The 14,961-nt window shown below is 42.8% G+C and carries 13 protein-coding genes; 3 read left to right on the top strand and 10 right to left on the bottom strand.

Annotated features, from left to right (window positions below; all coding sequences use genetic code 11):
* Positions 1-154: 154 nt before the first annotated feature.
* The 3 genes from AHMF7616_RS21215 to rbfA form a co-directional block, all read right to left on the bottom strand.
* Positions 155-1,378, bottom strand: a complete 1,224-nt coding sequence (locus AHMF7616_RS21215; RefSeq protein WP_115374706.1) for an ABC transporter permease — start codon at positions 1,376-1,378, stop codon at positions 155-157.
* Positions 1,379-1,691: 313 nt separating this feature from the next.
* Positions 1,692-2,501, bottom strand: a complete 810-nt coding sequence (locus tag AHMF7616_RS21210) for a class I SAM-dependent methyltransferase (protein ID WP_115374705.1) — start codon at positions 2,499-2,501, stop codon at positions 1,692-1,694.
* Positions 2,502-2,559: 58 nt separating this feature from the next.
* Positions 2,560-2,955, bottom strand: a complete 396-nt coding sequence (rbfA, locus tag AHMF7616_RS21205; protein WP_115374704.1) for a 30S ribosome-binding factor RbfA — start codon at positions 2,953-2,955, stop codon at positions 2,560-2,562.
* A 248-nt stretch (positions 2,956-3,203) separates the two neighbouring features.
* Here rbfA and AHMF7616_RS21200 point away from each other — a divergent pair, with 248 nt between their 5' ends.
* Positions 3,204-4,613: a hypothetical protein gene (locus AHMF7616_RS21200; RefSeq protein WP_115374703.1), complete on the top strand. Its 1,410-nt coding sequence runs from the start codon at positions 3,204-3,206 to the stop codon at positions 4,611-4,613.
* Positions 4,614-4,750: 137 nt separating this feature from the next.
* On the opposite strand, the gene rpiB is transcribed toward AHMF7616_RS21200, so the two are convergent.
* The 7 genes from rpiB to AHMF7616_RS21165 all read right to left on the bottom strand — a co-directional run bounded on the left by rpiB (position 4,751) and on the right by AHMF7616_RS21165 (position 13,645).
* On the bottom strand, positions 4,751-5,185 hold the full coding sequence (rpiB, locus tag AHMF7616_RS21195) for a ribose 5-phosphate isomerase B (RefSeq protein WP_115374702.1): 435 nt from the start codon (positions 5,183-5,185) through the stop codon (positions 4,751-4,753).
* Between the two features lie 104 nt (positions 5,186-5,289).
* Positions 5,290-6,132, bottom strand: coding sequence for a twin-arginine translocase subunit TatC (gene tatC, locus AHMF7616_RS21190; protein ID WP_394335768.1), 843 nt, complete (start codon positions 6,130-6,132; stop codon positions 5,290-5,292).
* 22 nt (positions 6,133-6,154) lie between these two features.
* Entirely contained in the window at positions 6,155-7,429 is a 1,275-nt protein-coding gene (locus AHMF7616_RS21185; protein ID WP_199474302.1) for a serine hydroxymethyltransferase, read from the bottom strand.
* 222 nt (positions 7,430-7,651) lie between these two features.
* A complete protein-coding gene (locus tag AHMF7616_RS21180) occupies positions 7,652-11,290 on the bottom strand; it encodes a choice-of-anchor D domain-containing protein (RefSeq protein WP_158546221.1) in 3,639 nt (1,212 codons plus the stop codon).
* Between the two features lie 461 nt (positions 11,291-11,751).
* Entirely contained in the window at positions 11,752-11,988 is a 237-nt protein-coding gene (locus AHMF7616_RS21175; RefSeq protein WP_115374699.1) for a hypothetical protein, read from the bottom strand.
* A 202-nt stretch (positions 11,989-12,190) separates the two neighbouring features.
* Positions 12,191-12,673, bottom strand: a complete 483-nt coding sequence (locus AHMF7616_RS26520; RefSeq protein ID WP_233507693.1) for a hypothetical protein — start codon at positions 12,671-12,673, stop codon at positions 12,191-12,193.
* A gap of 114 nt (positions 12,674-12,787) precedes the next feature.
* Positions 12,788-13,645, bottom strand: coding sequence for an SDR family oxidoreductase (locus AHMF7616_RS21165; protein ID WP_115374698.1), 858 nt, complete (start codon positions 13,643-13,645; stop codon positions 12,788-12,790).
* 247 nt (positions 13,646-13,892) lie between these two features.
* On the opposite strand from AHMF7616_RS21165, the gene AHMF7616_RS21160 reads away from it, so the two are divergent.
* Entirely contained in the window at positions 13,893-14,141 is a 249-nt protein-coding gene (locus AHMF7616_RS21160) for a 4a-hydroxytetrahydrobiopterin dehydratase (RefSeq protein WP_115374697.1), read from the top strand.
* A gap of 55 nt (positions 14,142-14,196) precedes the next feature.
* Positions 14,197-14,883 (top strand): 16S rRNA (cytidine(1402)-2'-O)-methyltransferase, encoded by a 687-nt coding sequence (gene rsmI, locus AHMF7616_RS21155; protein ID WP_115374696.1) that lies wholly within the window; start codon positions 14,197-14,199, stop codon positions 14,881-14,883.
* Positions 14,884-14,961: the final 78 nt, after the last annotated feature.

The following is a 14,961-nucleotide window of genomic DNA, read 5'->3' as shown; positions in this document are numbered from 1 at the left end:
TAAAAATAAACCCCCTATCACACTAAACAACTAAAATACTGCAATTAGACTTCAAATTATAACCAAGCTTTATAAAACGCTAAGTTCCGCCATTTTTAGTTCATTTTAGGAATAGCGGGAAGCGCAAGGAATACAAAGAAGAGGAAAGAAAGTTTTAAATATTATCGCGTACATCCGTAGCGGCAGCGGTACGGGCCGGCCTGATAGAAACCAACAGCGTAATAATAAAGATAGCAACCCCGGTTAAGATAAAGTCCTGAATCTGCATTTTTACCGGATAGGCTTCTACTAAAGCCGTAGCCATGTTCATGGAAACCAGCCCAAACGTTTGCTGAATCCAGCAGATTAATAAGCCAGCAGCTAAGCCAATAAAAGCGCCCACAAAAGCCACAATTGCCCCTTCGGCCAGAAATATGTTCCGGATGACCTGTGGGGTGGCACCTATTGACGCCAGAATGGCAATATCTTTTTTCTTATCAATAACTAACATGGATAAGGAGAAAAAGATATTAAGCGAGGCAATGAGCAAAATAAAGGCAAAGGTGATAAATACAAATAGTTTTTCTACTTTCACGGCCCGCAGCAAACTCAAATGTTGTTCGTCGCTGTTCTTAATGTCGAAATTGGGGCCGAGTACTTGTTGTAACCGTTGCTCTACTTCGTTAATCTTCCGGCGACTTTCTACGCGTATTTCCAGGGAAGTTCGTTTGGTACCGTAAGCCAGCAAGTCGCGGGCAAACTCCAGAGGCACAAAAATATAACTATCGTCGTACTGCCGCTCAATTACAAACACCCCACCTACCATAATCGGCTTTTCGCGAAAGGTGTTTTCCGGATCCAGCGACAAAGAAGCTTTGGCTTTGGGGTACAGCAGAAACATGGGTACAATGGCGTTGGTAGCCCGGATAGATAACTGGTATTGCACTCCCCGCCCGATTAAAGCGTAATTATTACCCGCGCGGTTCAATTGATAAGTGCCTTCGATAACCGCCGAATCTATTTTATTCTGGGCAAAAAAGTTGGGGCTTACCCCTTTCATTTTTACCACCATCTGGCGGTCTTCGTAACGCAACAAGGCGTTGTCTTCAATTACTTCGGTAACGATTAAAACACCCGGCGTTTTCCGAACTCTCTCGAGTAGTTTTTCGTCCAGTTCAAAGCCTTTACCTTGCACCGAAGTAACTTTTAAATCCGGGTCGAAACTGCCGTAGATGCTCCGGATTAAATCTTCGAGGCCGTTAAATACCGATAGCACAATAATTAAAGCAGCCGTACCTACGGCTACGCCTACCATGGAGATAATAGAAATAATATTAATGATGTTTCTTTTCTTCTTGGAAATAAAGTAGCGTTTAGCAATGAGAAAAGGAACGTTCATGAGGCAAGTAAATAATGATATTCTGAATAAAATTTTAAAAAAGACTATTAAGGGTATAATCCATTAGCCTTACGGTTATTTTGCTAAATAGGTATAATGGGTAAAAACAATAAATGTAACCCTTCCGCCCTAAAGGGCACCTTCCCTAAAAACAGGGAAGGAGAGGCTGCTTCTTCCATTAAAAGAACGCTATCATCGGTAGTTTAACCCTTTCAACTTTCCACCTGATAATGTGCAACCTTCCAACTTTTCAACCTTCCAACCTTCAAACTTTCTAACCTTACAACTTGCACCTTGCAACCTGTAACTTAAATTACTTCCAGGCTTTTACAATGAGTCCGGTGCCCGTGCTATGATTGTTATTGGCATCGAGCCAGTTTAGAATAAGACAGAACGGAAAAGTTACCAGGTAATAAAAAGGCAGTATCACGAAAAAAGCTTTGGATTTGCCCAGCATCAGGATGGGGTACTTCATGGATAAGCGCCACGATATTTGCCCAGGTTGGCCGTAGGAGTACCGCGCCTGCACTTTATCGAAGCCGGCAATTTTTAATTTATCCGCAATTTCGTTGATGTTGTAGCCATCGCGTACGTGTTCTTCAATAAACGAGCTTTCGTCGTTGTCGTGTACGTCGGAGCCGCCCTGGTCCGAAGGGGTAGAAATCAATAACATCCCGCCTTTTTTTAAAGAAGCATGAATATTTTTAAAAACTTCCACATCTTCCAGAATATGCTCCATTACATCTACCGATAAAGCCAGATCGTACGTCTCGGGTTGTTGAAAAGTAACCAGATCGGCCACGGCAAAGCGCACGTGCGGCCGGCCTATTTGGGCGAAAAAGCGGTTACTATCGGCAATTTGTTCTTCTTTTACGTCTACCGCCAAAATGCGCCATTTGGTGCTCATGCCCGACAGGTAATAGGTGTACTGGCCGTAACCGGAACCGGCATCCAGAATATGAATGGGTTGATTGCGCTTATTACCGGCCCAGGCGCGTAATTCTTTGTGCACGTGCCAGGTTCGCAGCAACAGTAAATCGAGCAGATTATAAAAAAGGCGGCGGAGAAAAGGAGTTTTATTAAACGCTGCGCCCAAGATGCGTTTTATGGGGTCGTATTGCATGCCAGATTAGCAAAAGTAACAGCACCCGCATTAAAGGATGCTCCTAAAGTATTCGTGTTTATTTATCCTCGTCGTTGGTTTCGGAGGATTCTTCTTTATCGGCCGGCGGTATGTCTAAGCCCGAAAATAACTGTTCCATCCGGGCCGCGTATTCGGCGGTATCATCCAGGAAAAAGATTAACTCCGGAATAACCCGTACTTGTTTTTTTATGCGCTGCGCGAGTAAATGCCGGATGGTTTTGGTATTTATTTTTATTTCCTGCAGCAATTCTTTGGCGTTCGTTCCCATCAGCAGGCTCAGGTACACCTTAGCTACGCCTAAATCCGGCGAAACCCGCACCACACTCACCGACACGTAGGCTCCCGGAAATAAGTGGGAGCATTCCCGCTGAAACACTTCCGCTAACTCCTTCTGAATTAGTTTGGCGAACTTTTGTTGTCTTTTACTTTCCATCTGCCTGCAAATATCACATTATTTTCGCACTTTTACCTGCTCCGTTGTGCTTACGCTGAATTAAAAATTACACCTTAAAAAATCAGAAATTAAAAATTATAAATTGTTTTTACCATCAAAAACAGATGTATGATAAAGGAAAGTACCCGTTATCGTTCTACCCCATTATAAATAGTAGCCACATGAATCATTTTTTAAAATTTTAAATTTCTAATTCATAATTTTTAATTTCTAATTTCTAGAATAACTTGATTCGTTACTTCCGCAGTTTACTTTTATCCCGGCTGCTTTCGTTGGTTTTACTTTTTCTGGCGATCCGGATTCCGCTGGTATTCTGGGGAGTACCACTTACCTTGCCCGAATTAAAAGAAATGGTTCTGGGTGAACGTATGGCCAACGGCTATTTATTGTACCGCGATATTTTTGACAGTGAAGCACCACTCGCCGCCGGAATTTACTGGCTCATTGACTTACTGGCTGGTCGCTCGTTGCTGGTTTACCGCCTACTACCGATTTTTTTAATTTTGATTCAGGCACTGCGGCTTAATTCTGTTTTTAACCGGCACAACGTTCATCCGGATCGTACTTACTTGCCCGCTTTGCTGTACCTGGTTGCCAGCAGTGTTTTTTTTGAACTGGATACGCTTACGCCGCTTTTACTGGGCATGACCTTCGTTATATTTTCGCTTAATTATTTAATTTCTTTTTCGAAAGAAGGCGAGAACAACCGTCAATTATTTAAGGCGGGCTTTATTCTGGGTTTAGGGGCTTTGTGCTATTTGCCTTTGGTGTTATTTTTAGTAATTGCCTTATTCGCCATTATTTTATTTGCTTCCAGCTCGTTCCGCAGCTCCTTGCTTTTAATTTGCGGATTTATTTTTCCGTACAGTGTCGTGCTTACTTATTATTTGTACACCGGCAGTATCACCAATTTCCTAGACTTTCATTTACTACCCGACTGGAATTTTCAGGTAGACTTTTTACTGGTGCCGGTAGATGTTTTAAAGATTCTGGCTTTGCCCTTGGTTTTTTTAATTTTTACGGTATTACACACCATTACGCATGCTCCCGGATTAAATTACCAGGCTAAAATCTTGCAGTTAATGCTTGTTTGGTTGCCAGTAGCGGTAGTAATTGCTATTATTGGTAAGAAAATCTCTACGCAGGCATTATTGTTATTTTTACCCGCCCTGGCTTATTACGGCACCTCCTTTTTTTTACAAATCCGGAAAGCGGTTATCCGCGAAACGTTTTTTCTGGTGTTTTTTTCGGGCGTTATCTTGTTGCGCTTTCTTACTTTTTTAGGCTGGGTTCCGTTTTTCCAGATTAAACTAACCGACTTGCTGGTGAATCCGGCCCCGAAATACGCCATTATCCAGGATAAAAATTTGCTGGTTCTTAACCGCGACTTAAATTACTACCAGTATAACCGGCTCACTTCGCCTTACTTAAACTGGGACATAGCCAAAAACGACTTTAATGAACTGGACACGTACCAGGCCGTTTTTAAAATTTACCAGAACATTGCCACGCACTACCCCGATTATATCGTAGCCGATCCTCAGTTGATGCGGGAGTTACAATACAAAATTCCGAATGCTTTTGGTGCTTACCAAGCTGTTACCAACAACCCGCAAGTTTTTCAACGGATAAAATAAATAAGGCGGTTTTCTGTTAATAAGCATCTAGTACAAAAAGTAAAAGGAACACGTGATAAAATTTAAAAAAAGGGCTTGGCAGACTACATACCAAGCCCTTTTTTAAATTTTCACAAGAATGAAGACCTTTGCGGCACTTAACAGGTCATTTTGGAAACGCGGGTTTGATGGCGACCACCTTCAAACAGAGTAATCAGAAATTCCTGTACCATTTCGTGAGCCGTTTCTTCCGAAATAAACCGGGCCGGTATACAAAGTACATTCGCATTGTTGTGGCTCCGCGCCAATTGGGCGAGCTCGGGTAACCAGCACAAGGCAGCCCGCACCTGCGGGTGCTTATTGGCCGTTATGGCTACACCATTCCCGCTGCCGCAAATTAATATGCCAAAATCAGCTTCTTTGTTTGTAATGGCCTTGGCTAAGGGATGCACATGATCGGGGTAATCAACGGAGGCACTGGAATTAGGACCAAAATCCTGCACCGTATGCCCTAGTTGCTGTAACAAGTTTATTATGTTTTGCTTGTACGCATACCCGGCATGATCGCCGCCAACAGCAATTGTTAAAGCCATAAAATTTAGTTGCAAGATTACGTTACCAGCGGGGGTATGTACCCCACCTAACTTGTAACAGATTTTTAAATTTTTAAAAATTAAGTCTTATTTATTTTTTAATCTTAACTGGTCAGTTCATCGTTTAACCGGTCGATGTCTTTTTTGCGCACCGCTTTGGCGATGTAAATACTTACTTCGTAAAGTAAAAGCAGTGGTATCGCAATCAGCATCATACTCATTACATCGGGTGGCGAAATAACCGCGGCAATAATTAAAATTACCACAATGGCGTGCCGGCGGTACAACTTCATAATTTCCGGCGACACCAAACCTGCTTTTGCCAGGAAAAACACAATCATGGGCAACTCAAACATGAGCGCGCACGAAAAGGTCATGGTGGTGAGGGTAGAAATATAAGAAGCCAAATCGAACTCGTTCAGAATGCTGGGATCTACCTGGTAAGAAGCCAGAAAGTTAATGGATAGCGGTGCCGCAATAAAATAACCGAACAACGTACCGGTAAAGAATAATAGCGATACGAAAAATACCGCCCCGCGTGAATTTTTTTGTTCGCGTTCGTACAAACCCGGTTTAATAAACCGCCAGATCTCCCAGAAAGTATAGGGGAAAGCCAATACTAAACCAATAATGGCCGAAACCGTCATGTGGGTGGTAAACTGGCTACTCATTTCGCGGCTTTGCAGCGTAAACGAAATTTTATCGATGCATACCTCCGGCCGGCCCAAATAAGCGCCCAGTTCACATAACTTACGGTAAGTAAAAAAATCAGCGCGGGAAGGCCCCAGAATTAAATCATGAAAAATAAAATCTTTCGATAGAAATGCTCCCGTGGCAAAAACCAAAATAGATGCTACCGAACGGATTAAATGCCATCTTAATTCTTCCAGATGGTCGATAAACGACATTTCGTGTTCACCACTACTTACTACAACTTCTTCTTCCACCGCTACTTTTCCGGGCTAGATATTAAAAATTAAATAAAGGAACGTGCTGCATCCAGGCGTTAATTTCCTGTTTTACGGCTGCAATTTTAGTATCATTATCGTGGTTCATTAAAACCTCGTCAATCAAAGAAACCACCCGTTCCATGTCGGCTTCTTTTAAACCCCGGGTAGTTACGGCCGCCGAACCAATGCGCATACCCGAGGTAACAAACGGTGATTTATCATCGAAAGGCACCATGTTTTTATTAATGGTAATATCGGCTTTAATTAAGGTGTTTTCGGCCAGTTTACCCGATAAGCCTTTCGAGCGCAAGTCAATTAACATTAAGTGGTTGTCGGTGCCGCCCGAAATAATCTGGTAACCCCGATCCGTTAACGCTTTTGCTAAGGCTTTCGCATTTTTCTGCACCTGAATAATGTAATTTAAATAATCGTCGGATAAAGCTTCGAAGAACGATACGGCTTTAGAAGCAATGACGTGCTCCAGCGGGCCCCCTTGGGTTCCCGGGAAAACCGCCGCATCCAACACCGACGACATCAGGCGCAATTCGCCTTTGGGTGTTTTTAAACCCCAGGGATTTTCAAAATCCTGCGGCATCATAATCATACCACCCCGCGGACCGCGTAAAGTCTTGTGCGTAGTAGTAGTTACAATATGGCAAAACTCAAACGGGTCGTTGAGTAACCCGCGGGCAATTAAACCCGCCGGGTGCGAAATATCGGCCATTAACAAAGCGCCTACGGCATCGGCCGCTTCGCGCAAGCGCTCGTAATTCCAATCGCGGGAGTAAGCCGAAGCGCCGCAAATAATTAATTTTGGTTTTTCTTTTACGGCAATGTCGTACACTTTGTCCCAGTCAATCAGGCCTGTTTCTTGCTCCACGCCGTAAAATAAAGGCTGGTACAGTTTACCCGAAAAGTTAACCGGCGAGCCGTGCGTTAAGTGACCGCCGTGCGATAAGTCGAAACCTAAAATTTTATCGCCGGGGTTAATAACGCCCAGCATTACGGCGGCATTGGCCTGCGCTCCGGAGTGCGGTTGCACGTTTACCCAAGCGGCATTAAATAATTCTTTGGCCCGGTCAATAGCTAATTGCTCGGCCTGGTCCACCACTTCGCAGCCGCCATAATACCGTTTGCCAGGTAAGCCTTCCGCGTATTTATTGGTTAATTCGCTGCCCATAGCCTGCATTACCTGCTCCGATACAAAATTTTCGGAAGCAATTAATTCTAAACCGTGCATCTGGCGTTGTTTTTCCTGCTGGATTAAATTAAATATGGCGGTATCTTTCTGCATTTTAAATAAGTACGTGATGGTAAAGTGAGTCCAAAATTACAGAGAGAAGTTTAATAAACCAATGCCATTTTTCAGGTAAATACAGATACCATTTCATTGGCAAGTTGTTGAAAATTTAAAAATTTGCTTTTTATAAACGATTTTATTGCCCGGGCAGATTGCGGTACATAAAAAAAGGAAGCAGTTGCTTCCTTTTTTAAAATTCAAATATGGTTACTTTAATTATTGCTTCACAATGCGGGTTTGGTTAGTACCCGTAGAAGGGCTGATTACCCGGATGATATATACCCCCGCCGCTTGATTATTTAAATCCACTTTTACTTCGTTTTGCGCCGGATTTACGATTACACTTCGGCGATAAACTACCTTGCCGAGTACATCCGTTACGGTAATATCCACACTTTCCGCCACACTGCTGCCAACCAGAACCGATAAAGCAGGCGTATTGCTGGTTAAGGGATTCGGGAATACGGCCAAAGCCGGGATTACCTGATCAAAGGTAATTGCTTTCGGGCCATAGTACCGGGTGGCTCCACTCCAATCGGTTTGTTTTAAACGGTAGTAGAAAGTTCCGGCTTTGATGGCCCGGTGCGTAAATGCGTAACTTTGCGGAGTGCTGGAATTAGAATTTAACGATTTTACAAAGCCTACTTCTTTGTATGTTCGGGCATCTTCCGAAATCTCAATGGCAAAGCCTTGATTATTCTTTTCGGTGGCCGTTTGCCAGGTTAATACCGCGGTACTGCCTTTTTTAGCCACCTCAAAAGAACTTAGCTCAACGGGTAAAGGATTGTTTTGGTCGGAGACGGTAAAAATGGAAAAAGAATATATAGTGGCATTGATCCTACGATTGTTAACGACATTTTGGTTGGTTTTACTTACATCATAATAGGTATCGGGGTCATCTCCTTCCGTTTTCCAGACTCGGGCCGTGGTCAAGTCTTTCCCATTGTCATCGTCGGCTACCCAGAACAAAGTAACATTAATAGGAGCCGTTGGCTGGTTGGTGGGTTGTACCTCCCAGGTACGATTAATTCCTTGGTATTCTCCAACCAATACGCTGCTGTTAGGGCCAGAAATCCGGTTAACAACCGTTGGCCCTAAGTCTTGGGAGCCCAAAGGCCCTAAACCTATAAGTATGCCTATATTCCCAAAATCAGAACCGCTGGAAGTTAAATCACGAGTAGTACTTAAATTACCCACTACATAGCGGCCCGCAGCCTCTCCGCTAATAGTAGCATTATCTCCTAGAATTAAATTATAGTTATTCCCTTCATCGTAAGTATACAACTTGTTAGCGGCCATACTAAGATTACCGCTGATAATAACATTATCGCCTAAAATTTTATCGTCAGTTCCGGAGATAACCACATTGTTGTAATCAAACGCGGGAATAATCTGATCGTCGCCATTAAAGTCAATAGTGCTATTGTTAAGGGTAGTGTTATAGGAAGGAGTAGCACCCGTAGGAGCAACCGTAAAAGTACCAGATATTCTTAAAGTGCCCGGCAACGTAATAACAGAACCCGCGGTTCTAACCCCACTTATAGTTAAGTTAGAATAATTTTCGCCAGAAATGGCTTGTGAGCCTGTACCATTATATTCTGCTACTGATCCAACATTAAAGTTTAAAGGTTGTAGGGTATTAGCAAAGGGCGTGGTAGCGCTACCCGATAACCCAGCCGTATTCGTAGTTCCTGTCCGTACCGTGCCGCTTATACTCACTCTACCGGTTCCGGCAACGGTTTTTGTTGCCGTTACAATAGCTCCCGCTTCAATTATCAGGTGCGCATTTGTTCCTAAATTAATAGTGCCCGTAGTGGCACCACCTTGTATCGCGCCGTTTTTGTTAGAAGCGCCAGAACCATCTAATCTTATAGTAGTGGAAGTAGAATTAAAATTTAAGTTTCCCCGGGTTACCGTTATATTCCGGCCTATAATGATATTACCCACTAGATTAAGGTTAAACGCTGTAGCATTGGTTAAGATAAGATCTCTTTGCAAGGTTAAATTTCCAACACCCGTAGCAGTTTGATTAAAAGCAGGTAAATTGATATTAATACTCCCGTACGTCCGATTTAGCAGGTCAAGTGGCGTATTAACATCGTGGCGATAAATAGTATTAGGATCAAATACTATTACTGCACTGGAACTGGAATTACCAAAAGGTGAACCACCAGCAGGCGATTGATTATAATAAGTAGCATTGGAAGAAAACTGGACGGAGTTGTTAAAATCACTACCAAAAGGAGAACCAGTAAAATTTCCGGCTGCAGTAAAAGTGCTGTTCGATTGAAACACTAACGTATTGCCATTGGTAGCACTGTTGTTCGCTATTAAACGATGCTCCGCGGAGCCAGTACCCCTAAACTCCAATCCTCCCCCTATCAAACCGGTTTCACCGCGCATCAGATTAATAACTAAATCAGCATCGGGTACAGAATTAGTAACAATTAACTTAGATAAATTAGCTAAGTTAAAGTCTTCTATCTCGGACACATTGTTATCAATATTTAAAATTTTATCGGCGGCCACCGAAAAAGTAATTGTAGCATTACCAATAACCCCTAAATAGCCAACAGTCTCAGAGGTGGCAAAATTTAAATTAACAGTAGCCGTAGGAGTAACTGTTCCATCAAATAGAAGGATATCCGTGCCGGCAGGAGTCGAACGGGCAGGCGTCCAGTTAGTGGGTTCGGTCCAGTCGCCGGTTGTTTTGTTCCAGGTATAAGTGGTGTTGGCAATAGTAAACGTAGCGCTGGCTGCACCCGCATTGGTAGTTACCGTAACTAGGCCAGTAACAGCTCCTAAAGGAACAACAGCCGTTAATTGCGTATTATTCACATAATTTTTAGGAGCGGTTAAAGCATTTCCATTCTTATCAACAAATTTTACGGTAGCAGCAGGAGTAAAACTGGTACCATTAATAGTAACCGTATTACCAACGGTCGCCGAAGTGCTTCCTCCGGGTCCGGTTATAGATGTAATAGCGGGGGATGGCGTAAAAGAAGCGGCACTTGTGCCCGTTCCACTGGGAGTAGTTACGGAGATTTGGCCAGTAGTAGCATTCGCCGGCACTACGGCAGTAATTTTGGTACTACTGTTTACGACAAAAGAGGCAGCCTCTAAACCATTAAATTTAACGGAAGTTGCTCCGGTAAAGCTGGTTCCGTTAATGGTTATGGTACTCCCCGTAGCAGCAATAGTAGGAGTGAAGCTGGTAATTTTGGGTATAATATTATAAGGCTGAGCGCTGCTAACGGTACCAACCGGATTAGTAACACTTATCAGGCCGGTTGTAGCACCAGCGGGCACAACCGCTGTAACGCGGGTAGTGCTTACTATGGTAAAAGTAGCAGCCACTCCGTTAAAGGTTACGCCAGTAGTATTAATTAAGTTATTTCCGTTAATGGTTACAGTAGCACCAATAGCGGCTCCTGCAGCAGGATTAATGGTAGTGATAGCACCATTATAAATAAAGGCATTACCCGTTACATTAATAGTATATGCGCTTTCATCTGCGTCGTTGGAGGCAATAGTTATAACCGCATTTTTAGTACTTGGTGTAATATTTTTAGGAGCAAAGTTAGCCGTAAAAGTAGTGGTAGCACCCGGTATTACTTCAGCAGTAACCCCGGTTGTTGTAAGTGTAAACTGATTCGCATCTGGTCCGGATAAAGTAACTCCCGAAATAGCTAAGTTAGTCGTACCAAGATTCTCAATGGTAAAGGTTACTGGGGGATTACTAGTAGTATTCACATTTTGATTGGCAAACGTGTGCGTACTGGTGCTTGGCTTATTGGTGGTATTTATTCTAACATTTATTTCGGGAGTTTGCCCGCTGGCGGCCTGCGCTACCAATAACAGTAGAAATAAACAAAAGCATTTGAAGCCCGGGGTAATTCTAAAATATAAATAAACATTCTCCATCACTACTTCTATTAATCTGAAATTTACTGCTTATTACTTTTATTGCACTTTTCTGGCTTAGCCAAAATTATATAATTTTTTTTATTATTATTGAGTTTTATTATTACTGCCCCACAAGAAATTATAGCTTAAACGTAGAAATATTTTTAATTCAAGCGCATGATGCTTAAACCTTTACTTTATTGCGGTAAATCAGGATAGAAGAAAGTTTCTGGAGTGGCAGTAAAAATTTTTAATTTATATAACTATACTTTTTTAATTTAGTAAATGTAAAAAGGTGTTTTTTAAGAAAAAAGTAATTCGTTTAACTTTGTAAGTAATTTTCTAATATATATAACAAATAAAAGCTCTGTGTTACCACAGAGCTTTTATTTTAATTGCTACACTGTTAATTACCCGTACGATGGCTTATCAATACTGGGTTTGTTTGTGTTTCGGTTCGGATGGCTGCCTGGAGTAGTGGGAAGATCCGGATCACCATTTTCGTCGGTGTACTTTTCGCTGAGTTCATCCGTAATCTCCAGCGATTCTTCCGCATTAATATCGGTTAAATTACCTTTTCCCATGCCGGTAGGGTCACCAGTATTTTCTTTCGACTGCTGGTTGGTATTATTACTTTTGTACGGCATAATTACCTCCTTCTTCTTTAAAATGAATAATGCTTTCTGTTAATTAGTTTTCAAGATCGTTCAACAGCAATTAGTTTTTATTACGCCAGCAAACCCGCTACAAATACCCCTGATAACACCTGGATAGGTTTTACAAGTACTTAAACATATTAATTGCGGCTGACAGTACCGTAAAACGTTTGGAGAAATTTAAAAAAACGGGTTAAAACCGATCTTCATCATCGTCAACGTCTTCGTCATCGTCTAAATCCAGATCATCCGCGTCATCGTCGAAATCATCGTCCAGATCAATGTCATCAATATCATCGTCGGGTATTTCGCTAATATCTACATCGTCGTCATCGAAATCTTCGTCGGTATCTAAATCCAGATCATCCTCATCATCTTCGTCTTCCTCCAGGGCCACAATAGAGGTTCCGGAGTTTAGCTGCTGGCCAATTTGCAAGCCATCGTAATGGGCATTGGGATCTTCGGAATCTTCGTTCATGGATAGCGCGGTGTCACCGTTAGGAGAATCCGTACCGTAGCCGTTACGGCCATCGCGGTCGCCAAAACCACCCCGGGCGTGTTCATTCTTTGGTGGATCGGCGTTGGGAATAATATGCCCGGCATTCATTTCTTCAAAATCAGTATCAGTGTCCAGAACTCTTACATTCCCGACACGATTTGTTGTTTCTTCACTCATAGCTTTATTCATTACAGTTGCCATTTTTTAAATTTATTATAGTTAGTATAATTAAGAAGTACCCGTTAGTAATTGCCTTGTTTTACTGTTTTTTACAAGAGTAGGTTTAAAAAATTAACCCGCTACTATTTCGCCTCCGTTTACGTGTATTATTTGACCGGTAATGTACGAGGCATCTTCGGAAGCCAGAAATACATAAGCCGGCGCTACTTCGGAGGGTTGACCGGCCCGGCCTAAAGGCGTATCGGAACCAAAATCAGCTACTTTCTCGAGCGTGGCCGGAATCAGCGGCGTCCAGATAGGACCCGGTGCTACCGCATTTACCCGAATCCCTTTCTCGGCTAAATTTTGCGCCAGCGAACGGGTAAAAGTAGTAATAGCGCCTTTGGTAGCCGAATAATCCATTAAATGGCTACTGCCCCGGAAAGAAGTAACCGAAGTTGTATTAATAATACTATCGCCTTTCTGCAAATGCGGTAAAGCAGCTTGCGCAATATAAAAATAAGCAAAAATGTTTGTCCGGAAAGTGGCCTCTAATTGCTCCTGACTGATACTCTCGAGTTCTTTTTGCTCGTGCTGCTCGGCGGCATTATTTACGAGTATATTGAGCTTACCTCCAAACTCGTCTACGGCTTGCTGCACCGCATTTTTACAAAAACTTTCGTCGCGCAAGTCGCCTTTTATTAACAAACACTGCCGGCCTTCAGCTTCAATCAATCGTTTGGTTTCGCGGGCATCTTCGTTTTCATCGAGGTACACAATAGCAATGTCGGCGCCTTCGCGGGCAAAATGCACCGCTACGGCCCGACCAATACCGCTGTCGCCACCCGTAATAAATGCTACTTTACCGGCTAATTTATCACTTCCTTTATAATTATCCCGGATAATTTCCGGCTTAGGTGTCATTTTATATTCATCCCCGGGCTGGTCAGCTTGGTGCTGATCCGGCTGTGAAGTGGGTTTGTTTTCCATAGTTAAATTTAAAAAAATTGCACGAGAGCCATTCTATACGAAAGGGTTTTATTGCAGTTCTATAAATTTCTATTTCGTTGTACTTATTTAGGCTAAAAAGTTGAAAACTCGTAACTTAAAGTAGAATAATACTATATTTTTAAGGTCAGGCAAGTATGTATCAGTACTATTAAGACTTACATGCTGCCGCGCTTACCCTTTTACAACGATCAATTAGTAAATAAAAGCCTTTATTTAATTTTAGATAATGTGGGTTGAAACAGATAACCGATTAAAGAAAACTTTCCGGTTCCCCGATTTTAAATCGGCTTTTGCCTTTATGACGGAAGTAGCCACCGTAGCCGAAGAAATGGATCACCATCCGGAGTGGCGCAATATGTATAATGTGGTAAGCTTTGAATTGTACACCTTCGACGCTAGTAACACGGTTACCAAACGCGATCACAAATTAGCGCAACGCATTGACGAAATAGCCGCAGCTTATTCTTTAAAGTAAATAGAGGTAGCGCAAAATAACTTCTTCCTTCATCCAAATTACCTACCTTTGACGTATGGCTACTACCGACGAAACCAGGCTGTACCTGGTACCTACGCCCATCGGCAACCTCGAAGATATTACCTTACGCGCCATTCGCATCCTGAAGGAAGTAGATACGATCTTGGCCGAAGATACCCGCACGAGCGGGAAACTGTTGCAGCACCTGGGTATTGAAAAACGCATGCACAGCCACCACCTGCACAACGAACACAAAGCCGCCGCCCATTTAGTACAACGCATGCTGACAGGCGAGAAAATGGCGCTGGTTTCGGATGCGGGTACGCCCGCTATTTCGGATCCGGGCTTTTTACTGGTGCGCGAATGTCTGAAAAGCAATATAGCGGTAGAGTGCTTGCCGGGCCCAACCGCGTTTGTGCCGGCGCTGGTAAAATCGGGCTTTAGCTCCGAGCGGTTTACTTTCGAAGGTTTTTTACCCATTAAAAAAGGCCGGCAAACCCGCTTGCAAAGTTTAGTAACCGAAGAACGAACCATGATCTTCTACGAATCGCCGCACCGTTTACTTAAAACCCTGGAACAATTTAAAGAAGTTTTCGGGGAAGAACGCCAGGTATCGGTCTCGCGGGAACTTACCAAAATGTTTGAAGAAACAATTACCGGCACACTGGCCGAGGTTATTGGCATATTTCAGCAAAAAGCAATTAAAGGTGAGTTTGTGCTGGTACTGGAAGGCTCGAAATAAATGGATCCGCCAAAATGAACCACTCCGTAATTACGTTTAGTGTAAATACCTATTTAGCTTTGCCTATTGTATTTTCTC

This window comes from Adhaeribacter pallidiroseus (assembly GCF_003340495.1).
GTDB lineage: Bacteria > Bacteroidota > Bacteroidia > Cytophagales > Hymenobacteraceae > Adhaeribacter > Adhaeribacter pallidiroseus.
The sequence above is the reverse complement of the archived record's forward strand: the minus strand, read 5'-3'. Positions and strand labels throughout refer to the sequence as shown.

What these genes read in the sequence shown, in the direction of transcription:
- AHMF7616_RS21160 (WP_115374697.1), top strand. Translation starts at nt 13,893, where the DNA reads ATGTGGGTTGAAACAGATAACCGATTAAAGAAAACTTTCCGGTTCCCC.
- AHMF7616_RS21175 (WP_115374699.1), bottom strand. Translation starts at nt 11,988, where the DNA reads ATGCCGTACAAAAGTAATAATACCAACCAGCAGTCGAAAGAAAATACT.
- AHMF7616_RS21215 (WP_115374706.1), bottom strand. Translation starts at nt 1,378, where the DNA reads ATGAACGTTCCTTTTCTCATTGCTAAACGCTACTTTATTTCCAAGAAG.
- AHMF7616_RS21165 (WP_115374698.1), bottom strand. Translation starts at nt 13,645, where the DNA reads ATGGAAAACAAACCCACTTCACAGCCGGATCAGCACCAAGCTGACCAG.
- rpiB (WP_115374702.1), bottom strand. Translation starts at nt 5,185, where the DNA reads ATGGCTTTAACAATTGCTGTTGGCGGCGATCATGCCGGGTATGCGTAC.
- rsmI (WP_115374696.1), top strand. Translation starts at nt 14,197, where the DNA reads ATGGCTACTACCGACGAAACCAGGCTGTACCTGGTACCTACGCCCATC.
- AHMF7616_RS21210 (WP_115374705.1), bottom strand. Translation starts at nt 2,501, where the DNA reads ATGCAATACGACCCCATAAAACGCATCTTGGGCGCAGCGTTTAATAAA.
- AHMF7616_RS21185 (WP_199474302.1), bottom strand. Translation starts at nt 7,429, where the DNA reads ATGCAGAAAGATACCGCCATATTTAATTTAATCCAGCAGGAAAAACAA.
- AHMF7616_RS26520 (WP_233507693.1), bottom strand. Translation starts at nt 12,673, where the DNA reads ATGAGTGAAGAAACAACAAATCGTGTCGGGAATGTAAGAGTTCTGGAC.
- rbfA (WP_115374704.1), bottom strand. Translation starts at nt 2,955, where the DNA reads ATGGAAAGTAAAAGACAACAAAAGTTCGCCAAACTAATTCAGAAGGAG.